Annotated in this window: 31 protein-coding genes; 25 read left to right on the forward strand and 6 right to left on the reverse strand. The window is 72.0% G+C overall.

Annotated elements, in window-relative coordinates; translation table 11 throughout:
- Positions 1 to 30: 30 nt before the first annotated feature.
- On the forward strand, positions 31 to 621 hold the full coding sequence (locus tag DX116_RS10635; RefSeq protein WP_119704253.1) for a TetR family transcriptional regulator: 591 nt from the start codon (positions 31 to 33) through the stop codon (positions 619 to 621).
- A gap of 223 nt (positions 622 to 844) precedes the next feature.
- Here the strand turns inward: DX116_RS10635 and DX116_RS10640 are convergent, their stop codons facing one another.
- Positions 845 to 1,429, reverse strand: coding sequence for a hypothetical protein (locus tag DX116_RS10640; RefSeq protein ID WP_119704254.1), 585 nt, complete (start codon positions 1,427 to 1,429; stop codon positions 845 to 847).
- A gap of 67 nt (positions 1,430 to 1,496) precedes the next feature.
- Positions 1,497 to 2,348, reverse strand: a complete 852-nt coding sequence (locus DX116_RS10645; RefSeq protein WP_119704255.1) for a siderophore-interacting protein — start codon at positions 2,346 to 2,348, stop codon at positions 1,497 to 1,499.
- 64 nt (positions 2,349 to 2,412) lie between these two features.
- On the opposite strand from DX116_RS10645, the gene DX116_RS10650 reads away from it, so the two are divergent.
- From DX116_RS10650 to DX116_RS10665, 4 genes are read left to right on the forward strand one after another with little or no spacing between them, the layout of a single operon-like run.
- Positions 2,413 to 2,859 (forward strand): hypothetical protein, encoded by a 447-nt coding sequence (locus DX116_RS10650; RefSeq protein ID WP_119704256.1) that lies wholly within the window; start codon positions 2,413 to 2,415, stop codon positions 2,857 to 2,859.
- A 44-nt stretch (positions 2,860 to 2,903) separates the two neighbouring features.
- Positions 2,904 to 3,494 (forward strand): LOG family protein, encoded by a 591-nt coding sequence (locus tag DX116_RS10655; protein ID WP_119704257.1) that lies wholly within the window; start codon positions 2,904 to 2,906, stop codon positions 3,492 to 3,494.
- The gene (locus tag DX116_RS10660) at positions 3,491 to 3,925 is read left to right on the forward strand and encodes an NUDIX hydrolase (RefSeq protein ID WP_233556705.1); all 435 of its coding nucleotides are present in this window, start codon (positions 3,491 to 3,493) and stop codon (positions 3,923 to 3,925) included. Before DX116_RS10655 ends, DX116_RS10660 begins: the two co-directional genes overlap by 4 nt.
- A gap of 21 nt (positions 3,926 to 3,946) precedes the next feature.
- A complete protein-coding gene (locus DX116_RS10665; protein WP_119704258.1) occupies positions 3,947 to 4,570 on the forward strand; it encodes an alpha/beta hydrolase in 624 nt (207 codons plus the stop codon).
- 1 nt (position 4,571) lies between these two features.
- Here the strand turns inward: DX116_RS10665 and DX116_RS10670 are convergent, their stop codons facing one another.
- On the reverse strand, positions 4,572 to 4,937 hold the full coding sequence (locus DX116_RS10670) for an RNA-binding S4 domain-containing protein (RefSeq protein ID WP_119704259.1): 366 nt from the start codon (positions 4,935 to 4,937) through the stop codon (positions 4,572 to 4,574).
- A 24-nt stretch (positions 4,938 to 4,961) separates the two neighbouring features.
- On the opposite strand from DX116_RS10670, the gene DX116_RS10675 reads away from it, so the two are divergent.
- Positions 4,962 to 5,201, forward strand: coding sequence for an RNA-binding S4 domain-containing protein (locus DX116_RS10675; RefSeq protein ID WP_119704260.1), 240 nt, complete (start codon positions 4,962 to 4,964; stop codon positions 5,199 to 5,201).
- Positions 5,202 to 5,213: 12 nt separating this feature from the next.
- Here the strand turns inward: DX116_RS10675 and DX116_RS10680 are convergent, their stop codons facing one another.
- A complete protein-coding gene (locus DX116_RS10680) occupies positions 5,214 to 5,636 on the reverse strand; it encodes a hypothetical protein (RefSeq protein WP_119704261.1) in 423 nt (140 codons plus the stop codon).
- A gap of 53 nt (positions 5,637 to 5,689) precedes the next feature.
- Here DX116_RS10680 and DX116_RS10685 point away from each other — a divergent pair, with 53 nt between their 5' ends.
- The 13 genes from DX116_RS10685 (at position 5,690) to DX116_RS10745 (ending at position 18,480) form a co-directional block, all read left to right on the forward strand.
- Complete coding sequence (locus DX116_RS10685; protein ID WP_119704262.1) at positions 5,690 to 6,751, forward strand: LLM class flavin-dependent oxidoreductase; 1,062 nt, start codon at positions 5,690 to 5,692, stop codon at positions 6,749 to 6,751.
- Entirely contained in the window at positions 6,748 to 7,800 is a 1,053-nt protein-coding gene (locus tag DX116_RS10690; RefSeq protein ID WP_119704263.1) for a Gfo/Idh/MocA family protein, read from the forward strand. Before DX116_RS10685 ends, DX116_RS10690 begins: the two co-directional genes overlap by 4 nt.
- A gap of 7 nt (positions 7,801 to 7,807) precedes the next feature.
- A complete protein-coding gene (locus DX116_RS10695) occupies positions 7,808 to 8,392 on the forward strand; it encodes a hypothetical protein (protein ID WP_119704264.1) in 585 nt (194 codons plus the stop codon).
- Positions 8,393 to 8,461: 69 nt separating this feature from the next.
- Positions 8,462 to 9,667 carry a cysteine desulfurase family protein gene (locus DX116_RS10700; protein ID WP_119704265.1) on the forward strand — a complete coding sequence of 402 codons (1,206 nt, stop codon included), beginning with the start codon at positions 8,462 to 8,464 and terminating at the stop codon, positions 9,665 to 9,667.
- Between the two features lie 22 nt (positions 9,668 to 9,689).
- Positions 9,690 to 10,778, forward strand: coding sequence for a tRNA 2-thiouridine(34) synthase MnmA (gene mnmA / locus DX116_RS10705; RefSeq protein WP_119704266.1), 1,089 nt, complete (start codon positions 9,690 to 9,692; stop codon positions 10,776 to 10,778).
- A gap of 99 nt (positions 10,779 to 10,877) precedes the next feature.
- Positions 10,878 to 11,852: a uroporphyrinogen decarboxylase/cobalamine-independent methonine synthase family protein gene (locus DX116_RS10710; protein WP_119704267.1), complete on the forward strand. Its 975-nt coding sequence runs from the start codon at positions 10,878 to 10,880 to the stop codon at positions 11,850 to 11,852.
- A gap of 50 nt (positions 11,853 to 11,902) precedes the next feature.
- Positions 11,903 to 14,053, forward strand: coding sequence for an NAD-dependent DNA ligase LigA (gene ligA, locus DX116_RS10715; protein WP_119704268.1), 2,151 nt, complete (start codon positions 11,903 to 11,905; stop codon positions 14,051 to 14,053).
- Complete coding sequence (locus tag DX116_RS10720; protein ID WP_119704269.1) at positions 14,053 to 14,436, forward strand: VOC family protein; 384 nt, start codon at positions 14,053 to 14,055, stop codon at positions 14,434 to 14,436. Before ligA ends, DX116_RS10720 begins: the two co-directional genes overlap by 1 nt.
- Positions 14,437 to 14,513: 77 nt before the next feature.
- Positions 14,514 to 15,446 (forward strand): NAD-dependent epimerase/dehydratase family protein, encoded by a 933-nt coding sequence (locus DX116_RS10725; RefSeq protein ID WP_119704270.1) that lies wholly within the window; start codon positions 14,514 to 14,516, stop codon positions 15,444 to 15,446.
- A gap of 77 nt (positions 15,447 to 15,523) precedes the next feature.
- A complete protein-coding gene (locus tag DX116_RS10730; protein WP_147393647.1) occupies positions 15,524 to 16,567 on the forward strand; it encodes a hypothetical protein in 1,044 nt (347 codons plus the stop codon).
- 43 nt (positions 16,568 to 16,610) lie between these two features.
- On the forward strand, positions 16,611 to 16,859 hold the full coding sequence (locus DX116_RS10735) for a DUF1272 domain-containing protein (RefSeq protein ID WP_119704272.1): 249 nt from the start codon (positions 16,611 to 16,613) through the stop codon (positions 16,857 to 16,859).
- On the forward strand, positions 16,856 to 17,557 hold the full coding sequence (locus DX116_RS10740) for a hypothetical protein (RefSeq protein WP_119704273.1): 702 nt from the start codon (positions 16,856 to 16,858) through the stop codon (positions 17,555 to 17,557). Before DX116_RS10735 ends, DX116_RS10740 begins: the two co-directional genes overlap by 4 nt.
- Positions 17,558 to 17,655: 98 nt before the next feature.
- Complete coding sequence (locus tag DX116_RS10745; RefSeq protein ID WP_199716123.1) at positions 17,656 to 18,480, forward strand: pseudouridine synthase; 825 nt, start codon at positions 17,656 to 17,658, stop codon at positions 18,478 to 18,480.
- Here DX116_RS10745 and DX116_RS10750 read toward each other — a convergent pair.
- Positions 18,468 to 18,815: a YrdB family protein gene (locus DX116_RS10750; RefSeq protein WP_119704275.1), complete on the reverse strand. Its 348-nt coding sequence runs from the start codon at positions 18,813 to 18,815 to the stop codon at positions 18,468 to 18,470. The genes DX116_RS10745 and DX116_RS10750 overlap by 13 nt on opposite strands.
- Positions 18,816 to 18,847: 32 nt before the next feature.
- On the opposite strand from DX116_RS10750, the gene DX116_RS10755 reads away from it, so the two are divergent.
- From DX116_RS10755 to DX116_RS10765, 3 genes are read left to right on the forward strand one after another with little or no spacing between them, the layout of a single operon-like run.
- Positions 18,848 to 20,512, forward strand: coding sequence for an FAD-dependent oxidoreductase (locus DX116_RS10755; RefSeq protein ID WP_119704276.1), 1,665 nt, complete (start codon positions 18,848 to 18,850; stop codon positions 20,510 to 20,512).
- 24 nt (positions 20,513 to 20,536) lie between these two features.
- A complete protein-coding gene (locus DX116_RS10760; RefSeq protein ID WP_147393648.1) occupies positions 20,537 to 20,926 on the forward strand; it encodes a hypothetical protein in 390 nt (129 codons plus the stop codon).
- Positions 20,923 to 21,378, forward strand: a complete 456-nt coding sequence (locus DX116_RS10765) for a GtrA family protein (protein WP_119704278.1) — start codon at positions 20,923 to 20,925, stop codon at positions 21,376 to 21,378. Before DX116_RS10760 ends, DX116_RS10765 begins: the two co-directional genes overlap by 4 nt.
- Here the strand turns inward: DX116_RS10765 and DX116_RS10770 are convergent.
- Positions 21,375 to 22,214: an alpha/beta fold hydrolase gene (locus DX116_RS10770; RefSeq protein ID WP_119704279.1), complete on the reverse strand. Its 840-nt coding sequence runs from the start codon at positions 22,212 to 22,214 to the stop codon at positions 21,375 to 21,377. The two genes, DX116_RS10765 and DX116_RS10770, sit on opposite strands and share 4 nt — an antisense overlap.
- Before the next feature lie 152 nt (positions 22,215 to 22,366).
- Here DX116_RS10770 and gatC point away from each other — a divergent pair, with 152 nt between their 5' ends.
- The 3 genes from gatC to gatB are packed head-to-tail and all read left to right on the forward strand — an operon-like array spanning position 22,367 to position 25,682.
- Positions 22,367 to 22,675: an Asp-tRNA(Asn)/Glu-tRNA(Gln) amidotransferase subunit GatC gene (gatC, locus tag DX116_RS10775; RefSeq protein ID WP_119704280.1), complete on the forward strand. Its 309-nt coding sequence runs from the start codon at positions 22,367 to 22,369 to the stop codon at positions 22,673 to 22,675.
- Complete coding sequence (gatA, locus tag DX116_RS10780; protein WP_119704281.1) at positions 22,675 to 24,189, forward strand: Asp-tRNA(Asn)/Glu-tRNA(Gln) amidotransferase subunit GatA; 1,515 nt, start codon at positions 22,675 to 22,677, stop codon at positions 24,187 to 24,189. The genes gatC and gatA overlap by 1 nt, the downstream gene beginning before the upstream one ends.
- Positions 24,186 to 25,682: an Asp-tRNA(Asn)/Glu-tRNA(Gln) amidotransferase subunit GatB gene (gene gatB, locus DX116_RS10785; RefSeq protein WP_119704282.1), complete on the forward strand. Its 1,497-nt coding sequence runs from the start codon at positions 24,186 to 24,188 to the stop codon at positions 25,680 to 25,682. The genes gatA and gatB overlap by 4 nt, the downstream gene beginning before the upstream one ends.
- Positions 25,683 to 25,724: the final 42 nt, after the last annotated feature.

Genomic DNA, 25,724 nt, shown 5'->3' on the forward strand with positions numbered 1-25,724 from the left:
ACTGTTAGGGTGTCAAGCGGAGGTGGTGTCATGGACCGTCAGGAGATCGTCGATGCCGCGCTGGACCTGTTGGACGAGGGTGGCGAGGCGGCTGTCAGCATGCGAGCGGTCGCCAACCGTCTTCACGTGAAGGCGCCTTCGCTCTACTGGCACTTCCGCTCGAAGCAGGATCTGCTCGAGGCCATCGCGGACGCGATCGTCGCCGAGATGCGGGACCTCGCCGTCGACGACGGTGATCCATCCGAGCAGCTCTTCGGCCTGCTGGTCCGATTCCGCACGTCCCTGCTCGGCCGCCGCGACGGCGGCCGGGTCTTCGCGGGAACCTTCACGCTCGGAAGCCATGTTCTCGACCTCAGCGAAGCGGCGGTGACGTTGATCGTGCGGAACGGCACTGACGATCCTGACGACGCGCTGGACACGTGGTTCAACCTGGTGCGATTCGTCGTCGGTTCCGTCATCGAGCAGCAAGCCGCCACGGATCAGCCGCACCAGGTGGACCGTCGGGCCCGGTTCGAACAGGTCAACGCCGAGCGCCCGACCCTGCTGACGGTCGCCGGACACATCTTCGAGCCGGACGAGGACCGTCGATTCGAGCGAGGGGTGCGGCAGCTCATGCGCTGAGGTGCTCTCTACGTGGCCGCACCCGACGAGCGTCAGCCTGCGCAGTCGGGGTAGGTCGTCACTCGGCAACGCCTCGACGACGCCGGCGTCGCCGAGGTCGGCCACCACCTGGACGAGCGGCACGTTGGCGCGCGGGCCGGGCAGTCCCGAGCGCTCGACGAGGTATGCCGGCCACTCAGTGGCCTCCAGGTCGCCCAGCTCCTCGGTCCACTCCTCATGGGGCTTATCCCAGGTCCTTGTCGAACCCTCCGTCACTCGACCAGACGAGCCGGTCGGCGTGGTGCTTCCACGTGGCGCGCGTGCCGTCGTCCGACACCACGGGCGCGCTCCAGCCGTCGAAGTGCCGGGTGAGGTCGGTGGTCCACTCGGTGAGGTCGCCGGTGGCCACGCCCGCGATGCTCTCGTCCGGCGGCTCACCGTCGTAGCAGTACAGGTTCCAGTCGGCGGTGACCGCCACAGTGCCGTCGTGCTGGGCCAGGGCGATGCCCTGACAAGGATCGGTCGCAGTCTTGTAGACGATCTTCGGCGCCGTCCAGGCGTCGGCCTCCGGCGAGTAGTGCTGCTCGGCGAGGCCACGGTCCTTGGCGTAGAACATCGACACCTTGCGGCCGTCGGGCAGGTCGATGACGGCACTGAAGTCGTCCGCGTCGCCTGATGACCAGTCGGACAGCTGCCGCGCCGAGTCGTACGTCGACGTGTCGTCCTTCGGGCTGTAGGCCGCGGGAGCGGATGTCTTCCCGCAGGCGGTGAGGGCGGTCGCGGTGAGCAGGACGGCGCCCACGGCGGGCACGGACGAGAACCGGCGCATGACTCCATCTGAGCACACCCGACGAGGATGCTGGCGACCCGGCGCGGCTCGGTGCGGCCGGTCCGGCTCAGGCGCGGGGCTGCCCGGCGCCCTCGAACTCGATGAGGTCGTAGACGGCTGGGTCGTCGACGTCCAGGCCTGCCCGTGCCGCGCGGTCGAACGTGACGGCCTCGTCGTCGTCGCGCTGGCTGCTGGTGCGTCCCGCGACCCAGTAGGCCGTGGCGTGGAGCCGTTGACGGTCGAGGCCGGCGTCGAGCAGGTGCCGCCGTATGGCTCGGACGGTCGTGGTCTCCGCCGAGACCCAGTACTCGGCCCGGGTGCTGACGGCCAGTGCGACCGCAGCGGTCGCGAGCGGGCTGTCGGGGCCGACGGAGGGTCCGCCGACGACGGCGTGCACCTCGACGGAGTCTCGGACGGGCAGCAGGTCGAGGTCGGCGCGGGTCGGTGTCTCCGCCAGCACGACGACCCGGTGCTCGGCCGGGATCGCCTCCAGGATGCGCGCGAGGGCGGGGACGGCGCTCGCGTCGGCGACCAGCACGTGGTGACCGACGTCGTCGCCGATCGCGAAGTCGCGGCGGAAGCCGAGGAAGCGCACACGCGATCCGGGACCGGCCTGGCGCGCCCAGGTCGACGCGATGCCGTCGGCGTGGACGTGCACGTCGAAGTGCAGCGTGCGGGTGGCGAGATCGAATCCGCGCACGGTGAAGCCCCTGATCGCGGGCGCCTCAGGCGTGCCGAGGTCGATCTTGAAGCCGTCGGCAGGCAGCACCTGCTCGTACGCGGCCAGGCAGTCCCCACGGACGACGACCCGCCGGAACGACGGGGCGATCTGCTCGGAGCCGAGCACGTCGACGGGGCCGTCGATCGAGACGCCCCGGTGCCGGCTGAGCAAGCGGATCTTGTCGCGGATGGCGGCCATCACCGATTCCTTCCGTGGGCGTGCCACGACACTACCGAGGCGCTGGACCTACCATCGATGTCCCATGGCCCTTCGCGACCGCGCGACGACCGCACCTCTGCGTCGTCTGCTGGGCCGTCGTACCACCTGGGCGGCTGCCGCCGCGGCGGTCGCGCTGCCCTTCTTCGTCCACGGGCGGGGGATCGAGCTCGTCCCCTTCGCGCTGGCCCTCGTCGCCGGCTGGCTCGTCGCGATGTCGTTCGTCGACGTGACGTCGAGGGCTCGGTCGCCCTGGCGCGGAGCCGTCCTCCACGCCGTCGTGACGGCGGCCGGCACCGCCGCCCTGGTCTGGAGCATCGGACCTGGGGCGGATGGTCTCCGGGGCCTGTCCGAACCGTTGCGGGGTGCCGTGCTCCTGCCCCAGGTGGCCGGCTTGACGGGCGTCTGCTGGGGCTGGCTGGGGCTGCTGGCGCGCGGGCTCGCGGCCCTCCCGAGTGCGGGGTCGCGCCCGTCCCGGGCGTCGGAGGACTGACGTTATCGTGGGGCGTCGTCCTCGTCCCCCAGCTCGGAGCACCCATGACACTCTCGGCCATCGCCGTCTTCTGCGGCTCGAGCCTCGGCACCGATCCTGTGTACGCCGAGGCGGCGCGCCTGACCGGACGCACGTTGGCCGAGCGCGGCATCGACGTCGTCTACGGCGGAGGTCACGTGGGCCTGATGGGAGCCGTGGCCGATGCCGCGATCGACGCCGGTGGTCGCGTCGTCGGTGTCATCCCGCGCCAGCTGGACGACCGTGAGCTCGCGCACCGCGGCGTCACCGAGCTGCACGTGGTGGAGTCGATGCACGAGCGCAAGCAGCTCATGGCCGATCTGTCGGACGCCTTCATCGCGTTGCCGGGAGGCGCCGGGACGCTCGAGGAGGTCGCCGAGCAGTGGACCTGGGCGCAGCTGACGATCCACGCCAAGCCCAGCGGGTTCCTGGACGTCGCGGGGTTCTGGGCGCCGATGCGCCAGATGCTCGACTCGATGGTCTCGGCAGGCTTCGTGCGAGCCGAGCAGTCGGGGATCGTCACCTTCGACGACGATCTCGACTCGCTGCTGCAGGCGCTGGCGGCGCCGCCGTCGTGGACCGACAAGTGGGGCGCTGCCACCACGCCGAAGCCGTGACGCCGCCGGTCATCCACGTGGCCGCGGCGCTGGCGGTCGACGACCGGGGTCGGGCCCTGATGGTGCGCAAGCACGGCACGACGATGTTCATGCAGCCCGGCGGCAAGCTCGAGCCGGGGGAGCACCCCTTGGTGGCGCTCCGCCGCGAGCTGGGTGAGGAGCTTGGCCTCGACCTGCCCGCCGAGGCGTTCACCTGGGTCGGGACGTTCGAGGAGGACGCGGCCAACGAGCCCGGGCACGTCGTCAGGGCCGACGTGTACTCGGTGACGGTCGAGGCCGCGGCGCCGGTGGCGGCCGCCGAGATCGCCGAGTTCCGGTGGGTCGAGCTCGACGACCTGGACGGCATCGACCTCGCCCCACTCAGCTCGCGATTTCTCCTCCCGATCCTGTTGGCTCAGCCAGAGGGCGCCGTGGACCAGCCGGGTGGTTGAGATGTCAACTAGTGTGATCGCATGACCATGACGATCGACGACTCGAGCACCGTCCGCGGCGGAGCAGACTCCGAGCCCCTTCTGCTGCTCCTGCACGGATACGGCTCGAACGAGCAGGACCTGCCGAGTCTCGTGCCGCACCTGCCACCCGGGTTCGCCCACGCCGCGGTGCGGGCCCCGATCACGATGGCGCCTGGCGCCTACGCCTGGGTGCCGATCGGGGTGCCGGGACGTCCCGACCCCACGGTGGTCGCCGAGTCGACCGAGGCGCTGCTCAGCTGGCTCGACGAGCACGTGGCACCCGACCGCGTCGTCGTGCCCCTGGGCTTCTCGCAGGGCGGCCTCATGGTCAGCCAGCTGCTGCGCGCCCGTCCCGACCGCTTCGGGGCGGCGCTCGTGCTGTCGGGCTTCGTGCTCGACGAGCCGGCTGCCGGGGACGAGGCCCTGGCCGTCCGTCGCGTGCCGGTGTTCTTCGGACACGGCGACGCCGACCCGATCATCCCGGCCGACGCGACGCAACGGGCGTCAGCGTGGTTCGCCCAGCACGTCGACGTCACCGAGCGGACGTACGCGGGCCTGGCTCACGGCATCTCCGCCGACGAGCTCGCCGACGTGCACGCCTTCGTGACCTCGCACCTCGGCTGAGTCAGCGTCCGCGCAGACGGTCCATCGCCCGGCGGTCGCGCTTGGTCGGACGTCCGGCGCCGCGGTCGCGCCGGGGCATGACCGCGACCTCCTCCTTGGGCGGCGGCGGGGGAGTCTTGTCGACGTAGCACTGCACGGCCACCGGGGCGCCGACGCGCTTGGCGATGATCTTGGTGACCACCACGATGCGCAGACCGCCCTCGGTCAGCGCCTCGATGCGGTCGCCGATGTTGACGGGCTGCGACGGCTTGGCCTTCGCCCCGTTGATGCGGACGTGGCCGGCGCGGCACTCCTTCGAGGCGATCGAGCGGTTCTTGTAGAGGCGGACGGCGGACACCCAGACGTCGGCGCGGGCGGAGCTGTCCATGCGACCGACTCTAGACTGGCCCGCATGGGCACCGGACGCGACGACATCGAGGTCATCGAGATCAGCGGCGACATGATCCGGCTGGGTCAGTTCCTGAAGTTCGCGAGCTTCGCCGAGTCGGGCGCCCACGCCGGGGCGATGATCGGTGACGGCGACGTGCTGGTCGACGGCGAGGTCGAGACGCGTCGAGGACGCCAGCTCGGCAAGGGCATGGTGGTCGAGGTGCGCACCGCCGCGCAGACCCACGTCGCGCAGGTCGGCTGACGCAGACCCCGCTCAGGCCAGGCGGTCGCGCCAGGCGCCGACGTCGGGCACCGAGAACGCTGCGGCATCGGTGAGGCCGTCGACGTCCCACGTGACGAGCAGCAGGTCGGATCCTGTGGTCTTGCCGAGGAAGTGCCGCGTGGCGCGGGTGGACGTGATGGCGTCGCGTGGCACCAGGACGTCCCGCTCGGGCAGCAGCTGGGCGAACAGCAGGTGCGTGTCGCCGAGTGCGAGGGTGCCGACGCCGCGGGTCTGCACGCGTCCCTCGGACGCCACCCCCACGAGGCTGGCCGGCTCGGAGTGCTGTGGCTCGATGGTCGCGAGGCGCCCACGGTGCCGGGCGCGCAACGACCGCACCCGCAGCAGTCCGACGAGGGCGAACGCGACGAAGCCGAGCAGCAGGCCGATGACGACGATGACGACGATCTCCAGCACGGCACCAGTCTGCACCAGGTACGCGCCGCGGCGGACGTCCCTACGATGGGCGCATGCCTCCTGACGACCGTCCCACCCGCTTCGAGCTGGGCCTCGACACCTTCGGCGACGTCACGGCCGGGCCGGACGGCCGGCCGCTGCCGTACGACCGGGTCATCCGCGACATCGTCGAGCAGGCGGTGCTGGCCGACGAGCTCGGCCTGGCCTTCTTCGGGGTGGGGGAGCACCACCGCGACGACTTCGCGGTGAGCGCGCCCGAGGTCGTGCTGGCGGCCATCGCGTCCCTCACGAGCCGGATCCGGCTCGGAACGGCCGTGACGGTGCTCAGCTCGGACGACCCGATCCGCGTCTACGAGCGGTTCGCGACGCTCGACGCGGTGTCGCACGGTCGGGCCGAGGTGATCCTGGGGCGCGGATCGTTCACCGAGTCGTTCCCGTTGTTCGGGCTCGACCTCTCGCAGTACGAAGAGCTCTTCTCCGAGAAGCTCGACCTCTTCGCGGCCCTGCGCTCGGAAGGGCCCATCACGTGGGAGGGCCGCCTGAGGCCGCCCCTGGTCGACCAGCACGTGTTCCCGAAGACCGCGTCCGGCTCGTTGAAGACCTGGATCGGCGTCGGCGGAAGCCCCGAGTCGGTCGTGCGCGCAGCCCGCTACGGCATCCCGCTGATGCTGGCGATCATCGGTGGGCCCCCGGCGCAGTTCGCGCAGTTCACCGACCTGTACCGCCGCGCCCTCGACCAGCTGGGCCAGCCGCGGCTGCCGATCGGCGTGCACTCGCCCGGGCACGTCGCCGACTCCGACCAGCAGGCCCGCGACGAGCTGTGGCCGCACTTCGCGCTGCAGCGCGAGCGCATCGGACGTGAGCGCGGCTGGCCGCCGCCCACGCGTGAGGAGTTCGAGGCCGGTGCCGGCCCCGAGGGTGCGATCTACGTCGGCTCTCCGCAGACCGTCGCCGACAAGATCGTCCGCAACGCCCGCATCCTGGGCATCGACCGGTTCGACCTCAAGTTCAGCAACGGTGCCTTGGGCCACGACCGGCTCATGCGCAGCATCGAGCTGTACGGCCGTGAGGTCGCGCCCCTCGTGCACGCCGAGCTCGACGGTGGTGCCGCATGACGTTCCCGCAGGCGCTGCCGTCCCCCCGCACGCCCGACTCCCGCGACGCGCCGCCGCTGCGCTGGGCGATCATGGGCCCCGGGTGGATCGCCGAGCAGTTCGTGGCCTCGCTCCAGGCGCACACCACCCAGGTGGTGGCCGCCGTCGGCTCCCGCTCGCTCGACCGGGCGCAGGCCTTCGCCTCCCGCCACGACATCGCCACCGCGGTGGGCTCGTACGACGAGCTGGTCGCGCTCGACGACGTCGACGTCGTCTACGTCGCGACACCGCACCCGTCCCACCTCGAGCACGCGGTGATGAGCATGGAGGCGGGCAAGCACGTGCTCGTCGAGAAGCCCATCGCGATCAGCGCCGACCAGGCGCGGCAGATCGCGGCGGTCGCGGCGCGCACGGGCCAGTTCTGCGCCGAGGCGCTCTGGACGCTGTTCCTGCCCAAGTGGGACGTGCTGCGGCAGGTGCTGGACGCGGGCGGGCTCGGCGAGCTGCGCAGCGTCCACACCGTCTACGGCGAGCACTTCCCCGACGGTCACCGCATCTTCGACCCGGCGCTGGCCGGCGGACCGCTGCTCGACCTCGGCACGTACCCGCTGGCCTACGTCACGTCGCTGCTCGGTCCGGCCCGCAGCGTGGCGGCGGCGGGGGTGCCGGACGTCCGCGGCGTCAACGGCCAGCTCGGCGCGACGATGCTGCACGACGGCGGCACGATGAGCGTCGTGGCCACGACCCTGCACGGTTGGCCGCGCAACGAGATCACGATCATCGGCAGCGAGGGCGTCGCCACGGTCGAGGCGCTGCACAACTCGCCCGGGCCGATCACGATCACGTCGGCCGACCGCGGCGTCACGCTGACGTACGACGAGCCTCACGGCGACCAGGTCGGCGGGCTGCACTTCCAGGCCGCCGAGGCGGCGCGACGCATCGCCGCCGGCGAGCGCGAGACGCCGATCCGTCTGCTCAGCGCCTCGATCATCTCGCTCGAGGCGTCCGACGAGATCCGCCGGCAGGTCGGCATCTCGTTCGCCGAGGCCGGGCTCGACGAGCACGGGTGAGCGCAGGGTGACCGAGCTGGTCGTGCGGCCCGACCGCTCGGCGCTGCACGCGGCCCGGCCGTGGATCGCGGCCGGGACCGCGGTCACAGCCGTCGTGCTGGTGGTGGCCACGTGCACGGGGCACGTGGTGGTCGCGGTGTTCGCGGCGCCCGTGCTGCTGGCAGGCATCCTGCTGCTCGTGGTGCTGATGACGGTGCCGCGCAGCGTGGTCGTCGGCGCCGGCATCGTGCGGCTCACGCGCTGGAACGGCCGGAGCCTCACGCTGCCCGTCGACGACGACCTGCAGGGCCTGCACGCGCGGTACGTGTCGAACCTCGGCGGCGTCTCGTCGCCGCCACGTCTGGTGATGCGTCGCCCCGGCGTCCGCGGACGCATCACCCTCGCCGAGGGCGTCTGGACGTCCGCCGACGTCAAGCGGGTCGCCGATGCCGTGGGGGTCGAGCCGGCCCCCGGCGCGATGGATCGTCGCGACTGGCAACGTCTCGCCCCGGGCCTGCTGCCGTGGGTCGTGCGGTGGCCGTACACGGCGATCATGCTCGGCGTCGCGGTCACCCTGGTGGTGGCTGCCGGGCTCATCACCCTGCTGGACTGACGGCTGCCCGTCGCGCGCTGCCCAGCGGGGGCCGGACGCTCTTCAGGGGCGGACTACGCTTGTCCTGCGATGACCCCCACCTCCCGTACCGCCTACCTCGACCACGCGGCCACCACGCCCATGGTCCCCGAGGCGATCGCGGCGATGGCCGAGCAGCTGGCCGTCACGGGCAATGCGTCGTCGCTGCACTCATCCGGCCGTGCGGCACGTCGCACCGTCGAGGAGGCGCGCGAGCTGATCGCCGAGCGGTTCGGCGCACGGCCGAGCGAGGTCGTCTTCTGCTCGGGCGGCACCGAGGCCAACAACCTGGCCATCAAGGGCATGTACTGGTCGCGCCTCGCGCAGCAGCCCGCACGCAGGCGCATCGTCTTCAGCTCGATCGAGCACCACGCGCTGCTCGACCCCGTCACGTGGCTGGCCCAGCACGAGGGCGCCGAGGTCGAGATGACGCCCGTCGACAAGCAGGGACGCATCGTCGTCGACGACCTGCGCGCAGCGGTGGAACGAGACCCGTCCAGCGTCTCGGCCGTCACCACGATGTGGGCCAACAACGAGATGGGCACGATCCAGCCGATCTCCGACGTCGTGGCGATCGCCCGCGCCCACGACATCCCCGTGCACAGCGACGCGGTGCAGGCCGCGGGCTACGTGCCGCTCGACTTCGCCGCCAGCGGCCTCGACGCCATGACCGTCACCGCGCACAAGCTCGGCGGACCGGTCGGCGTCGGCGCGCTCGTCATCGCCCGCGAGCTCGAGGCGACCCCGCTGCTGCACGGCGGCGGGCAGGAGCGCGACCTGCGATCGGGCACCGTCAGCACGGCGCTGATCGCCGCCTTCGCGGCCGCGGTCGACGTGACCATCGGCCACCAGCGCGAGACCGTCGCCCGCATCGAGGGGCTGCGTCGTCGCCTGGTCGAGGGCATCGTGGCGGCCGTCCCCGACGCGATCGTCAACGGCGACCCCGAGCCGGGGTCCGACCACCGGCTGCCCAACATCGCCCACGTCACGTTCCCGGGGTGCGAGGGCGACGCGATGCTGATGCTGTTCGACGCCCAGGGCATCGAGTGCTCGACGGGCTCGGCCTGCGCCGCGGGCGTGCCGCAGCCCAGCCACGTGCTCCTGGCGATGGGCTACGACGACGTCGCAGCCCGCGGATCGCTGCGGTTCAGCCTCGGCCACACCTCCACCGAGGCCGACGTCGACCGCGTGCTGGCCGCGCTGCCCGCCGTCCACCAGCGGGCGCGACGGGCCTCGCTCGTGCGGAGCGGGTCATGAGGGCCCTGTGCCGGAGGCACCGATGAGGGTCGTCGCAGCGATGTCGGGCGGCGTCGACTCGGCGGTGGCCGCGGCGCGGGCCGTCGACGCGGGTCACGACGTCACGGGCGTCCACCTGGCCCTCAGCCGCAACCCCCGCTCGTACCGCTCGGGAGCCCGCGGATGCTGCTCGATCGAGGACGCCGGCGACGCACGCCGCGCCGCCGACGCGCTGGGCATCCCGTTCTACGTCTGGGACATGAGCGAGGAGTTCGCCGACCACGTCGTCGACGACTTCATCGCCGAGTACACCGCGGGCCGCACGCCCAACCCGTGCCTGCGCTGCAACGAGAAGATCAAGTTCGCCGCCGTGCTCGACCGGGCGCTGGCGCTCGGCTTCGACGCGGTCGCGACGGGCCACTACGCGCAGCTCGAGACCGCCCCCGACGGCACGATCGAGATGCACCGGGCGATCGACCACGGCAAGGACCAGTCGTACGTGCTCGGCGTGCTGACGCAGCAGCAGCTCGCGCACTCGCTGTTCCCGCTCGGCGACACGACCAAGGACGTCGTGCGTGTCGAGGCCGCGGCGCGCGGCATCCAGGTGGCGCAGAAGCCCGACAGCCACGACATCTGCTTCATCCCCGACGGTGACAACGCCGGCTGGCTGGGCGAGAAGCTCGGCCCCAAGCCCGGCACCGTCGTCGACGAGCACGGCGCGGTGCTGCGCGAGCACGACGGGGCCTACGCGTTCACGATCGGGCAGCGACGGGGGCTTCGCCTGGGCGTGCCGGCCGACGACGGCAAGCCGCGCTTCGTCCTCGACATCGAGCCCGTCAGCGGCACCGTCACGGTCGGCCCGCGCGAGGCGCTGCTCGTCGACGCCCTCGAGTGCATCAAGCCCCTGTGGTGCGGCACGGCGCCCACCGAGACGCTCGACTGCACGGTGCAGCTGCGCGCCCACGGCGACGAGCACCGCGCCCGGGTGAGCGTGACCGGCGAAGTCGTCCACGTCGAGCTGATCGACCCGGCCAGCGGCATCGCCCCTGGCCAGGCCTGCGTCATCTACGACGGCACGCGCGTCGTCGGCTCGGCCACCATCTCGGCCACCTCCCGCGTAGCGGTGAGCTAGCGTCCACCGCGCCTCGGGGCGGTGCGCTGGCGTCCAGCCGGACGCGGCAGGTGGACGCTCGCGCACCGCTCACGACACACCGACGACAGGACGCCCGATATGACGATCGCCACCGGCATCGGCTCGATGCCCGGCACCGACCTCTCCGAGGCGCTGCGGATCGTGCTCGACACCGCCGGCGACCTGCCCTTCGTGCCCGAGCTGCCGGCGCGCGGCGTGCACGCCGGCATGATCGGCCGCACGCTGGCGCTGCTGTCTGGCCTCGAGGCCGATCTGCAGCCGGACGGCTGGCGCGTCGGCGTCGGCGAGGGCGGCGACGTGCGGCGGGCACGGTCGCTCCTCGCCCAGGACCTCGACGTCGCCGAGGAGCTCGCCCACGAGCACGCGGGACCCGTCAAGATCCAGGTCACCGGGCCGCTCACGCTCGCGGCCACGGTCGAGCGTCCGCGCGGCGACAAGATGCTGGCCGACCACGGCGCCCGCCGCGAGATCAGCGAGTCGCTCGCCGAGGGCCTGCGCGCCCACGTGGCCGACGTCCGCCGCAGGTTCGGGCGGGCGGACGTGGTCGTCCAGGTCGACGAGCCGGCGATCGCGGCGGTGCTGGACGGGGGAGTCCCGACCGCGAGCGGATGGTCGCGCCACCGCAGCGTCCACCCTCCCGAGGCCGATGCGCTGCTGCGCAACGTCGTGGAGGCCATCGTCGACGGCGGCGCCCGTCCGGTCGTGCACTCGTGCGCCCCCGACGTGCCGGTCGAGCTGCTGGCCGGCGCCGGCTTCACCGCGATCTCGTTCGACCTCGGCCTGGCGCGCCCCGACGACGTGTGGGCCGAGACCTTCGAGAAGGGGGTCGACCTCTGGTTCGGCGTCGTGCCGTCGACCGACGCACCGGGCGTCACCGACCAGCTGCTCGCGAGCCGCGTCCGGACGTTCCTCGACCGCTTCGGCTTCGGCGTCGAGTCGCACGCCCAGCGTCTCGTCGTGACACCGACGTGCGGGCTGGCGGGCGGCTCACCCCAGTGGGCAGGACGTGCCTTGCAGCTCGCCGCCGCCACGGCCGAGCGCCTCGAGGGCTGAGCGGCGCCGACCACCGCGTGAGTGTCCGCCGTCGGCGATAAAGTCGGGGCATGGCGACCGACGACGAGCTCAGGCAGCAGCACAAGACGCTGGCCGAGACGCTCACCGAGCACCGTGAGCGCTACTACGTCGACGACTCGCCCACCGTGTCCGACGCCGAGTACGACCAGCTCATGCGCGAGCTCGAGCAGATCGAGGAGCAGCTGCCCGAGCTGCGCACGCCCGACTCGCCGACCCAGACGGTGGGGGGTCGCCCGTCGTCGTCGTTCGAGGCCTACGAGCACCGCGAGCGGCTCTACAGCCTCGACAACGCCTTCTCCACCGAAGAGCTCGAGGCCTGGCACGGCCGGCTGCTCCGCGAGGGGGTCGACGACGCCGAGTTCCTGTGCGAGCTCAAGGTCGACGGGCTGGCCATCTCGCTGACGTACGAGAACGGCAAGCTCACCCGAGGGGTCACGCGCGGCGACGGACGCGTCGGCGAGGACGTCACCAACAACGTGCGCACCATCAAGGTCATCCCGCACGTGCTCACGCCGTCCGACGAGTTCCCCGTGCCGGCCTACGTCGAGGTGCGGGGCGAGGTGTTCTTCCCGACCCAGGAGTTCGAGGAGTTCAACGCCGCGTGGGCCGAGTCGGGCAAGACCCCGTTCTCCAACCCCCGCAACGCGGCCGCCGGCACCCTGCGCATGAAGGACGTCTCGGTCACGGCGAGCCGTCCGCTGTCGATGGTGTGCCACGGCCTCGGCTACCGCGAGGGGTTCAGCCCCGAGCGGCAGAGCCAGGCGTACGAGGCGCTCGAGGCGTGGGGCCTGCCCACGAGCGACCGCGCCAAGGTCGTGCCCGACCTGAAGGCGGTCGAGGAGTTCATCGCCTACTACGGCGAGCACCGTCACGACGTCGCCCACGAGATCGACGGCGTCGTCGTCAAGGTCGACCAGGTCGACCGCCAGCGGCGGCTCGGGTCCACCTCGCGGGCTCCGCGGTGGGCGATCGCCTGGAAGTACCCGCCCGAAGAGGTCAACACCCGTCTGCTCGACATCCGCGTCAACGTCGGCCGCACGGGCCGGGTCACGCCCTATGGCGTCATGGAGCCGATCCGCGTCGCGGGTTCGACGGTCGAGATGGCCACCCTCCACAACCAGCACGAGGTCAAGCGCAAGGGCGTCCTCATCGGCGACATGGTCGTGCTGCGCAAGGCCGGCGACGTCATCCCCGAGATCGTCGGGCCGGTCGTGGCGCTGCGCGACGGCTCCGAGCGCGAGTTCGTCTTCCCGACCGACTGTCCGTCGTGCGGCACGCCGCTGGCCCCGTCGCGCGAGGGTGACAAGGACGTCCGGTGCCCCAACACGCGCAGCTGCCCCTCGCAGCTGCGCGAGCGACTCACGCACGTCGGCGGCCGAGGAGCCTTCGACATCGAGGTGTTCGGCTGGGAGGGAGCCACCGCGCTGCTCGAGGCCGGGGTGCTGGTCGACGAGGGCGGACTGTTCTCGTTGACCGAGCAGCAGCTGTTGCGCGTCCCGCTCTACACGCGCGCCGCCAAGAAGAACGAGCTCGAGGACGGTGCCGGCGAGCGGGTGCTCAGCGCCAACGGCCACGCCCTGCTCGAGAACCTCCAGAAGGCCAAGACCCAGCCCTTGTGGCGAGTGCTGGTGGCCCTGTCGATCCGTCACGTCGGGCCCACCGCGGCCCGCGCGCTGGCCACGCACTTCGCGACGATGGAAGCCATCCAGCAGGTGCTGACGGTCGACGACCCGGTGCAGACCCTCTCGGCGGTCGACGGGGTCGGTCCGACGATCGCCGAGGCCGTCGTCGACTGGTTCTCCGTCGACTGGCACGTCGACATCGTCAGGCAGTGGCGCGAGGCGGGCGTGGTCATGGCCGACGAGCGCGACGAGTCGATCCCGCGCACGCTCGAGGGCCTGACGATCGTCGTCACCGGATCGCTCGAGCGCTTCACCCGCGACTCCGTCAAGGAGGCGATCATCGCCCGCGGCGGCAAGGCCTCGGGCTCGGTGTCCAAGAAGACCGATTTCGTCGTCGTCGGCGAGAACGCCGGCTCCAAGGCCGACAAGGCCGAAGAGCTGGGCCGGCCCATCCTCGACGAGGAGGGCTTCGAGAAGCTGCTCGCCGAGGGCCCGCCGCCGACCCCGGACGACGACGCGGACGACGACGCAGTCGACGCCGCCGCCGAGGAGGCGTGATGTCGTCGATCGCCTCGCTGAACTACCTCGTGCACGACATCGACGAGGCACTCACGTTCTTCCGCGAGCAGCTGGGCTTCGAGGTGGTCGCCGACGAGATCGGTCCCGACCGCCGCCGCACCGTCGTGGCACCTCGCGGCGGGGCCGGGGCATCGCTCGTGCTCAAGCCCGCGACCGACGACGACCAGCGTGCTGCGGTGGGCCGGCAGGGTGGGGGAGCCGTGCTGTTCTTCCTCGAGACCGACGACTTCGAGCGCGACCACCGGCACATGACGGCGGCGGGCGTGCGCTTCCGCGAGCAGCCGCGGCACGAGCCCTATGGCACCGTCGCGGTCTTCGACGACCTGTACGGCAACGGCTGGGACCTCATCCAGCCGGCCTGAGGGCGTCCCGGCCGTCCACCCCCGCCTCGTGCCGGTGTCGGGCGGGTGCGCTGGGTCGCGGTGGCACAGTGGGGAGCATGACGTCCTCATCGAGTCCTGACAGCTTCCATCGCCCCACGGTCGTCGTCACCGGCGCCAACGGCTTCGTCGGCGCTCAGGTGTGCCACGCCCTCGTCAGCCGCGGAGCGACCGTGCGCGCCGTCGTACGTCGGTCCGGCACGGCGCCCGCGCATCCCGACGTCACCGAGGTGGTCGGGGACTTCACCGACGAGTCGTTCGCCGCGCACGCCGTCGACGGCGCGGACGCCGTCGTCACGACGGTGCACCCGATGGGCTCCGACCGCGACGTCCAGCACGAGATCGGTGTCGTCGGCACGACGACGATCGCGCGGGCAGCCGCCGGCGCGGGCGTCCCCCTGCTCGTGCACGTGTCGACAGCGGCTGTCTACGACCGGTCGCCCGGCGCCGGCGACGTCAGCGAGGGCTCGGCGCTGGTCGGTGACGACGCCAACGACTACAGCGTCACCAAGCGCGACACCGACGCCGCGCTGGCAGGTGTCGACGGCATCACGCGGGTGCTGGTGCGTCCGCCGGCCATCCTGGGGGCCGGCGAGACCTCGGTCTGGAACACGCTGCGTCCCGCCGGGATGCGCGAGCACGAGTCGCAGCGGCACGCCGTCGCCGACCAGTCGTTCCCGTGGGTCCACGTCACCGACCTTGCGGCGCTGATCGCCGATGTCGCGGCCGCGAGCATCCCGACGTCGGACGACGTGGCCTCCGGACCGGTCGCGGGCGAGTGCACGCCCGTCAATGTCGCCGCCGGGCCTGCTCGAGTCGCCGACTACCACCAGGTGGTGGCCGACGCCGTCGGCGTCTCGCCGGTGTGGGACGAGTCGGCCGCCTGGACGGGCCGGATCGTGGCCGACCGCGCGCACGGGTGGGGCTGGTCGCCGCAGGTCGCGCTGCCCGAGGCCCTCGACGAGGTCCGGTCCGGCCTGACGGAGGTCTGACGCCGACCTGACGACGGGACGGAGCTGCGGCACGTCGATCGCCGTGCAGGCGCTCGGGCGTGCCGTACCGTCGTGACGTGCCCACCGAGGATCCGACGCCCGCCGACCGACTGCTCGACGCACAGGTCGCCTTCCACCTCGCCCGCCTGACCGGCGTCGAGCTCGAGGCGACGGTCGCCCGGGTGGTCTCGGCGCTGCTCGACACTGCGGGCAGGCGCCAGCTCGCCGACCTGGCCGACGCGGACGCCGTCAAGGCCGTGGTGACCCGCGCCCTCACCGACGTCCCGGCCAGCCCGGCAGTCGCTGCCTTCGTCGAGCTGGGACGCGACCTGGTGCTGGCGGGGCCGCCCGAGCCGTTCGCGTTGTCGGACGTCGTCGACCGGGCCGAGGTCGAGCGGCTGCTCGACGAGACCCTCGCGCTGACCCCTGCCCTCGAGCGCGCGCTGGAACGACTCACCGCCAGCCCTCTCGTCGGGGCGACGGCGACGCGGTTCATGGGTCGCATCGTCGGCGAGGCGATCGCCGCGAACCAGGCCGTCGCCGACAAGGTGCCGGGGCTCGGTTCCCTGCTCTCGCTGGGCACGCGGGCCGCAGCCGGCATGGTCGGAGCCGCCGACAAGCAGCTCGACGGGCTGCTGGCCGACACCGCGGGCAAGGGCGGCACGCTCGCCGTCCGCCGGCTCAACCGCATCATCGTCGACACGCTGCGCGACCCCACGACCCGCGACGCGGTGCTGCAGGTGTGGGACCTCGCGGCGGCCGAGCAGCTGCGCGGCCTGGGCGACGACGCGGACGTCGAGCAGCTGGCGGGCGTCGTCGACGCCGCTCACGATCTCGTGGCCTCGGTGCTGCGCGCCCCGCAGGTCGTCGCTCTCGGCCACGCCGTGGTCGACGGCTTCTTCGAAGCCTTCGGCGGGTACACGCCGCTCGAGCTGCTGCACGAGCTCGGGCTCGACCGCGACGACCTGGTGGCCGACGCGGTGCGGTTCGCCCCTGGTGCCGTCGGCGCGTTGCTCGAGTCCGGCGAGCTCGAGCGGTTGCTGCGGGCCGAGCTCGCGCCGTTCTACGAGTCCGACGAGGTCAGTCGCATCCTCGACGCCCCCGAGCGACCGCATCGGTGACAGGGGGGCCGCGAACCGGCCGGTTGAGCCTCATACTGGACCCATGCTGGACATCCGCCCGAGCTGCGAGTGCTGCGACACCGACCTCGACCCGACATCACCCGACGTCATGATCTGCAGCTACGAGTGCACGTGGTGCCTCGAGTGCGCGACGACGGTGCTGCGCGGCAGGTGCCCGAACTGCGGCGGCGAGCTCGCCCGCCGCCCGGTCCCGTCGGCGTCCCGGCTGCTCGACGACCCGCCGTCGACGAACCGCGTGTTCAACCCCGACTGCCGACCGGTGCCCGCATGACCGACGACGAGCGGGTGGCCGAGCTGCTCTCTGCGCTGCAGAGGCTGTTCGACGCCGACGATCCCTCCGACGGCATCGACCGTCACGACGGATACGGCCGCGACTACCGCGTCGTCGGGCTCCGCGTGGTGCCGTCCGACGACGGCTTCGACGACCTCGAGGTCTCGGTCCTGTACGGCGGCCAGGCCGTCACGGCGAGGCTGCTGTTCGACCGCGCCTGGCGCGAGGCGAGCGGGCTCGTCGACGCAAGCTCCTGCGCCGCCTACATCGTCGGCACCTGGCAGGGCGCCCGCAGCGGCGAGGCACGTCCGCCGGCGCCCCACCGTCAGGCGGCGTCCGACACGACCGGGCTGTGGCGGACGCTCCAGCAGTCGCTGGTCCGCGACTACGTCAACGTCAACCAGGTCTCGCACGGGCGGGTCGAGGTCGTCGACGAGGACGGCGAGATCGTGACGATCCACCTGACCCCCCAGCAGTGGCGCGACTTCGTCGACCAGTGCGAGGCCTTCGCCGAGAGAGACTCGGGTGAGGACGCCTGGGGGGCCGGCGACGGACTCGCCATCGCTCTCGGAGAGCTGGACGAGCTGATCAGCTCGCGGTGGGACGACGAGGAGCACATCATGTTCTTCCGCGGCCGACCGTTCCAGTCGGTCCGCCCCGAGCTGCCGCCGCTGCGCAGCAGGCTGCTGCCCGAGTAGTGCCGCCGCGCTCACCGCTGCCCCCGCGGCACGGGCTGGCCGCAGCCTGGCTGCGCACCCCCGACCGCGGAGTGCCGCGTGCTGACCCGTGGCCCACGATGGGCGCCTGGCTGCGCGAGCGGCTGCCCGAGCGCGTCGACGTCGACGCGATGCTGGCCGAGCGGCGGTTCGTGCACGACGACCTCACCCCGGTGCGCGACGACGAGCCGTATGCGCCGCACACGTTCGTCTGGTTCCACCGCGACCTGCCCGACGAGGTCGAGGTGCCGGGCCAGATCCGCGTGGTGCACCGCGACGAGCGACTCGTGGTGGTCGACAAGCCGGCGTTCCTGTCGTCGATCCCGCGGGGGCAGCACGTCCGCCAGAGTGTCGTCGTGCGCCTGCGCGACGAGCTGGGGCTGCCTGAGCTGTCGCCGCTGCACCGGCTCGACCGCATCACGTCGGGCCTGCTGCTGCTGGCGACGCAGCGACGGTGGCGCGGGCCGTACCAGTCGCTGTTCCAGGCGGGGGCCGTGCGCAAGACGTACGGCGCCCTGGCTCCCGTCCGTCCTGACCTGGCGCTGCCGACGACCGTCGCCAACCACATCGTCAAGCGGCGCGGCAGCTGGCAGGCCGAGGTGGTCGCGGGGGAGCGGGTCAATGCCGAGACGCTCGTCGAGCTGGTGGACGAGGTGGACGGTGTGGGGCGCTACCGCCTGACACCCCGCACGGGTCGCACGCACCAGCTGAGGGTGCACCTCGCGGGCCTGGGCATCCCGATCGTCGACGACCCGCTGTACCCCGTCGTGCGCGACGTCGCGATCGACGACTTCACGAAGCCGTTGCAGCTGCTGGCCGAGCAGGTGGCCTTCACCGACCCGTTCGACGGGACGCCGCGGGAGTTCCGCAGCACGCTCAGCCTGCCACTGGGTCAGGCGTCCTGACGCGACAGCGCGACGAACACGGTGATCGCGACCACCGCGAAGACCAGACCGGGCCACAGCAGCCCGCCGGCGGCGGCGTAGAGGGCCGTCGTCAGGAACAGCATGATCTGCACGACCAGGCGCGTGGGCAGCTCGAGGCGGCGCACCGACGTGGGTGCCATCCACTGCGCCCAGATGCCGATCGCGACGAGCGCCAGGAACACGCCCGCGGCCCAGCCGCGCCACCCGTCGACGAAGCCGTGCCCGGCCAGCACGAGGAGAACGACCATCGCGACCTCGCACAGGAACGCGACGGCGTCGAGGGGTCCGAGGTCGACCGGCTTCTGGGGTGGCATGGCTCCACCCTAGGGACTGCTACTTTCACGCCATGACAGAGTCTCCGCGGCAGAAGCCGGTCATCCTCCTCGCCGCCACCGAGGCGAGTCGTGACGTGCTCGAGAGCGAGTTCCGCAGCCGGTACGCCCGCGACTACGACGTCCGCACCCTGCTGGGCCCCGGGGGCTGCGTGGAGGCCGCCACCGAGCTGGTCGCCGACGGCCGCCGCATCGCGCTGCTGGGCGTCGACCACGCGCTGGACGGCGACGCGCTCGACCTGGTCGACGAGCTGCGCCGCCTGTCGCCGACCAGCCGGCGCATCGTGCTGGTGTCGTCCGGCACGTTCCGGGAGGCGCTGGAGGTGCTGCGTCCCGCGCTGGCGGTGGGACGCCTCGACACCTACCTGCTGATCCCGCAGGGACCGCGTGACGAGGAGTTCCACACCGCGATCACCGAGTACCTGTCCGAGTGGGCCACGACGGCCTCGACCCCCGAGGTCGCCGGTGTCCGCATCGTCGACGACGGTCATCAGCCGTCGGTCGCCGGCATCCGCGACTTCCTCGACCGCATGGCGGTGCCATGGACCCGCTACCGTCCGGGCAGCGACGTCGCGCGCGAGCTGTTCGCCGAGGTCGGCGACGACGCGCCGCTCCCGCTGGTGTCGGCCTTCGGGAGACCCACGATCACGGCGGCGACCGACCGCTCGGTGGCGAGCGGCTTCTACGGCGCGCCGAGCGACCTGGGCGACGACTACGTCGCCGACCTGCTGATCGTCGGCGCCGGACCGGCCGGCCTCGCAGCAGCGGTGTACGGCGCGTCGGAGGGCCTGCGCACCGTCGTCCTCGACCCCGAGGCGGTGGGCGGCCAGGCGGGCACCAGCTCGATGATCCGCAACTACCTCGGCTTCCCGCGGGGCGTCTCGGGCATGCGGCTGGCCTTCCGGGCCCGGCTGCAGGCCACCCGGTTCGGGGCACGCATCTTCACCGGACGAGCGGCTGACGGCCTCACGCTGGGCGACCTGCACGAGGTGTCGTACGACGACGGGGTGCTGCGCGCCCGCGCCGTGCTGATCGCCTGCGGCGTCCGGTACCGCCGGCTCGGGGTGCCGGCGCTCGAGGCGCTCGTGGGCATGGGCGTCTACTACGGAGCGGCCACCAGCGTCGCCCGCGAGATGGAGGGCCGCGACGTCGTCATCGTCGGCGGCGGCAACTCCGCCGGTCAGGCTGCCCTGCACCTCGCCCGCTTCGCGCGGAGCGTGGCCATCGTGGTGCGCCGCCCGACCCTCGCCGAGACGATGTCGGCCTACCTCGTCGACGAGATCGCCACGCACGACGACATCACGGTGATGACCCGCACGCGGGTGTCCGACGGTGGTGGCGACGGGCGCCTGGAGTGGGTCGAGCTCGAGACCGACGACAGTTCGCGTCGCAGGCCGGCCGACGGTCTGTTCCTGCTGCTGGGGGCCGAGCCGGGCTGCGACTGGCTGCCCGACGAGGTTGCGCGTGACGCTCGAGGGTTCGTGCTCACGGGGCGCGACATCCCGAAGACGCACTGGCGCGACGGTCTGCCGCCGGCGCCGCTCGAGACCACCGTGCCGGGCGTCTTCGCGGCGGGCGACATCCGGGCCGGCTCGATGAAGCGCGTCGCGTCGGCCAGTGGCGAGGGTGCCGGTGCCGTGGCCCAGGTGCACGCCTTCCTCGCGCCGACCCCGGACTGAGCCGTGACGTTGCTACGGTCGCGCATGCGAGTCCCACGTCTGCCGCCTGCCGTGTCGCTGGCGTTCGACGTCGCGATCCAGGTCGTCGCGTGCGCAGCTGTCGGCGCCTGGCTGTGGCAGCTCGGCAACTGGATCGGGATCGTCGTCGGTGCCCCGACGCTGCTGTGCGTCCACCTGCTCTGGCCGTTGCCCATCGACGATGACGAGGGCTGCCTGAAGTGCGGGCACGCCCACGTCCACCACCAGGGCAACTGCCAGGCCTGCCTGCGCGACGTCGTGGCCGGCGTGCCGCTGAGCACCGCTGTGCCGTGCGACAGCTTCCGCCTGTGGTCGCCGCGCACGCGCTGGGAGCGGTTCCGCGGTGCACGCGCGTCGGCGTCCGAGACGCCTGCCGAGCAGGAGACGGTGTCGTGAGCCGGCCGTCCGGCTCGGGGTCGTCGACGGTCCGCGGCCTCGTCGACGACCAGAGGGTGCGGTTCCTGGCCGTCGGCGGCTTCAACACCGTCCTGGGCTACGTGACCTTCAGCGCGCTGACGCTGTGGGTCTTCCACGAGGTGCGCTTCGGCTACCTGCTGAGCCTGGTGGGCTCGTACGCGATCGGCATCTCGGTGGCCTTCGTCCTCTACCGCCGCCTCGTCTTCAAGGTGCAGGGACAGGTCATGCGCGACTTCGTCCGTTTCGTGACGGTCTACGCGGTGTCGATCGGGATCAACGCCGTCGTCCTGCCCGTCCTGGTGGAGGTCGCTGGCGTGCCGCCCCTCGCGGCTCAGGCGGTCGTGGTGCTGATCACGACGTTGCTGAGCTTCGTCGGGCACAGGTCGTTCTCGTTCCGGCGCGACGAGGACGTCGCCCAGGACGACGTCTAGGCAGACGCGATGCGGCGCCGGATGATCTCGGCCAGCTCGTCGGGGTTCTGGTCGAGGATCCAGTGGGTCGCGCCCGACAGGACCTCCAGCTCGTACGGCCCGGTGACGAACTGCGGCGTCAGCTCGGCACCGCGGCGCACGAGGGCCGTGTCGCCGTCGCTCCACACGTAGGTGGTCGGCACCGACACCCGTCCGGCGAAGCTGCGCGCCGACCGAGGTAGCGAGCGGTAGTAGCCCAGGCCGCCGCGCAAGGCGCCGTCGGCGACGATCTCGTCGCGGAACGTCTCGATCATCGGTGTGTCCATGCCGGACGCCCGCAGCATCCGCTCGCCCAGACCGCCTCGACGGCTCAGCACCCGCTCGGGCAGCACCGGCAGCTGGAACATCAGCATGTAGTACGACCTCAATGCCTGGCTGCTGCTCACCATCGACCGCATGAACGCGCCGGGGTGTGCCACGGAGACCGCCGTCAGCGATCGCACGGATGCCGGGTGCCGGGCCGTGACCGCCCACGCCACGCCCGATCCCCAGTCGTGACCGACCAGGTGCACGGGCGCGCCGATGGCCTCGACCAGCGCCATCACGTCGGCCACGAGCTCGTCGACCGTGTAGGCGAACCGCGACAGCGGCCGCGCGCCGGGGGAGTACCCGCGCTGGTCGAGCGCGTACGTGCGCAGGCCCGCGGCGTGCAGCCTCTCGGAGACCCCGGCCCAGGCCGTCGCCCGCTGCGGGAAGCCGTGCAGCAGGACGACGGGAGCGCCGTCGACGGGCCCGGAGTCGATGACGTCGAAGGTGAGGCCAGCGCGGTCGAATCGGGTGAGTCGCGTCGAGTCCATCGTCCGATCTTGGCAGAGAACACGGTGGTCCGCGGCTCCGCGACGCCCCGTCGGAGGGATGGAGCGCGGTCACTAGGATGGTCTCGGTCACCCACACCAGTGCGACCACTGTCAAAGACTGCAACACGAAGACTGAGACTCAAAGGATCTGTATGTCTGAGCCCGTCACGGGTATCTCGCGCGAGGACGTCGTCCATCTGGCCGGCCTCGCCCGCATCGACCTCAGCGACGCTGAGCTCGACCACCTCGCCACCGAGCTGCCGGCGATCCTCGAGCACGTCGCGAGCGTCCAGGAGGCCGCCGGCGCCGACGTGCCCGCGATGAGCCACCCGGTGCCCGTCGACAACGTGTTCCGCGACGACGTCGTGCGTCCCAGCCTGTCGCCCGAGGACGCCCTCGCGGCCGCGCCGGCGTCCGACCAGCAGCGCTTCCTGGTGCCGAAGATCCTGGGGGAGAGCTGATGAGCAGCGACCTGACCCGCAAGACCGCCGACGAGCTCGCGCAGTCGCTCGCGTCCAAGGAGGTCTCCTCCGTCGAGGTGACCCAGGCGCTCGTCGACCGCATCGGCTCCGTCGACGGCTCGATCCACGCGTTCCTGCACGTCGACGCCGAGGGTGCGCTGGCCACCGCGGCCGACATCGACGACCGCCGCGCCAAGGGCGAGCAGCTGTCGTACCTCGCCGGTGTGCCGATCGCGGTCAAGGACGTCCTCGCCACCCGGGGCATGCCCACCACCTGCGGCTCCAAGATCCTCGACGGCTGGATCCCTCCGTACGACGCCACGGTCACCGCCAAGATCAGGTCCGCCGGCCTGCCGATCCTCGGCAAGACCAACATGGACGAGTTCGCGATGGGCTCCTCGACCGAGCACTCCGCGTACGGCCCGACCCACAACCCGTGGGACACCACGCGCATCCCCGGCGGCTCGGGCGGCGGCTCGGCCGCTGCCGTGGCCGCCTTCGAGGCACCCCTCGCGATCGGCACCGACACCGGAGGCTCGATCCGCCAGCCCGGCGCGCTCACCGGCACGGTCGGCGTCAAGCCGACCTACGGCGGCGTCAGCCGCTACGGTCTGGTCGCGATGGCCAGCAGCCTCGACCAGGCCGGGCCCGTCACCCGCACGGTGCTCGACGCGGCCCTGCTGCACGAGCTCATCGCGGGTCACGACCCCATGGACTCCACGAGCATCCCCGACGCCGTTCCGGCCGTGGTCGCCGCGGCGCGTCGCGCCGACGTCAAGGGCCTGCGCGTCGGCATCGTCCGCGAGCTCGGCGGCGAGGGCTTCCAGCCCGGCGTCGAGGCCCGCTTCACCGAGGCCGTCGAGCTGCTGACGTCCGCGGGTGCCGAGGTCGTCGAGGTCTCGATCCCGAGCATCTCGTACGCGCTCGGCGCCTACTACCTCGTCATGCCGAGCGAGGCGAGCAGCAACCTCGCCAAGTTCGACGCGATGCGCTACGGCGTGCGCGTGCCGCCGGCGGGGGTCGACGACCCCAGCGCCGAGCAGGTCATGGCGTCCAGCCGCGACGCGGGCTTCGGCGACGAGGTCAAGCGCCGCATCATCCTCGGCACCTACGCGCTGTCGAGCGGCTACTACGACGCCTACTACGGCTCGGCCCAGAAGGTCCGCACCATCTTGGCGCGCGACTTCGACGCCGCGTTTGCCGACGTCGACGTGCTGGTGTCTCCCACGTCGCCCACCACCGCCTACCCGCTGGGCGACAAGCTGGACGACCCGCTGGCGATGTACCTCGGCGACATCGCCACCATCCCGGCCAACCTGGTCGGCATCCCGGGCCTGTCGCTCCCGGTCGGCCTGGCCGACGAGGACGGCCTGCCGGTCGGCCTGCAATTCCTGGCCCCGCAGAAGGCCGACGACCGCCTCTACAACGCGGCGGCCGCTCTCGAGCAGCTGCTCGAGCAGAAGTGGGGCGGCACGCTGCTGTCCCGCGCACCCGAGCTGGAGGCAACCCGATGAGCACCGACGTCCTGGTCCCCTTCGACGAGGCGATCAGCCGCTACGACCCCGTCATGGGTCTCGAGATCCACATCGAGCTCAACACCGCGACCAAGATGTTCTGCGGCTGCCCCACCGAGTTCGGCGCCGAGCCCAACACGCAGGTCTGCCCCGTGTGCCTGGCACTGCCGGGCGCGCTGCCGGTCGTCAACGCCAAGGCCGTCGAGTCCGCGATCCGCATGGGCCTCGCGCTCAACTGCTCGATCGCCGAGTGGTGCCGCTTCGCGCGCAAGAACTACTTCTACCCCGACATGCCGAAGAACTTCCAGACGTCGCAGTACGACGAGCCCATCGCGCACGACGGATGGGTCGAGGTCGAGGTCGAGGGTGAGACGTTCCGCATCGAGATCGAGCGCGCCCACATGGAGGAGGACACCGGCAAGGCGCTGCACGTCGGCGGCTCCACCGGACGCATCCACGGCGCCGACTTCTCGCTGGTCGACTACAACCGGGCGGGCATCCCGCTGATCGAGATCGTCACCCGCACGATCGAGGTGCCGCCCGAGAAGGCTCCTGCCGTCGCCCGCGCCTACGTCTCGTACGTGCGCGACCTCATCGGCGGCCTCGGCGTCTCCGACGTCCGCATGGACCAGGGCTCGCTGCGCGCCGACGTCAACCTGTCGCTCAAGCCCAAGGGCAGCGACGTGCTCGGCACCCGCTCGGAGACCAAGAACGTCAACTCGTTCCGCTCGGTCGAGCGGGCCGTCCGCTTCGAGATCTCGCGCCACGCGGGCATCCTCGACGCCGGCGGCACGGTCGTGCAGGAGACCCGGCACTTCCAGGAGGACACCGGCACGACGCTGTCGGGACGCGAGAAGTCCGACGCCGACGACTACCGCTACTTCCCGGAGCCCGACCTCGCGCCCGTCTCGCCGTCGCGCGAGTGGGTCGAGGAGCTGCGAGCCACGCTGCCCGAGCCGCCGGCCGTCCGGCGCGCCCGCCTCCAGAACGACTGGGGCTTCTCCGACCTCGACATGCGCGACACGATCGGTGCCGGTGCGCTCGACCTGATCGTGGCGACCGTCGAGGCCGGCACGACGCCGCAGGCGGCCAAGAAGTGGTGGCTCGGCGAGATGGCGCGTCGCGCCAACGAGACCGGCCGCGACCTCGATGCGCTCGGCATCACCCCCGCGCAGGTCGCCGAGATCCAGGGCTTGATCGACGCCAAGCGCATCAACGACAAGCTCGCGCGATCGGTGTTCGACGGCGTCATCGCGGGGGAGGGCACGCCCGAGGAGGTCGTGGTCTCCCGCAAGCTCGAGGTCGTCTCTGACGACGGCGCGCTCGGCGCGGCCGTCGACCGGGCGATCGAGGGCGATCCCGACGCCGCCGCCAAGATCCGCTCCGGCAACCTCGGCGTGGCCGGTGCGCTGATCGGCGCGGTCATGAAGGAGATGCGCGGTCAGGCCGACGCGGGTCGCGTCCGCGAGCTCATCCTCGAGAAGCTGTCGTAGCCCCCAGGGTGGCGGTGGATGATCCACCTTTTTCCGGAACCG

The organism is Aeromicrobium endophyticum (genome assembly GCF_003586285.1).
Classification (GTDB): Bacteria; Actinomycetota; Actinomycetes; order Propionibacteriales; family Nocardioidaceae; genus Aeromicrobium; species Aeromicrobium endophyticum.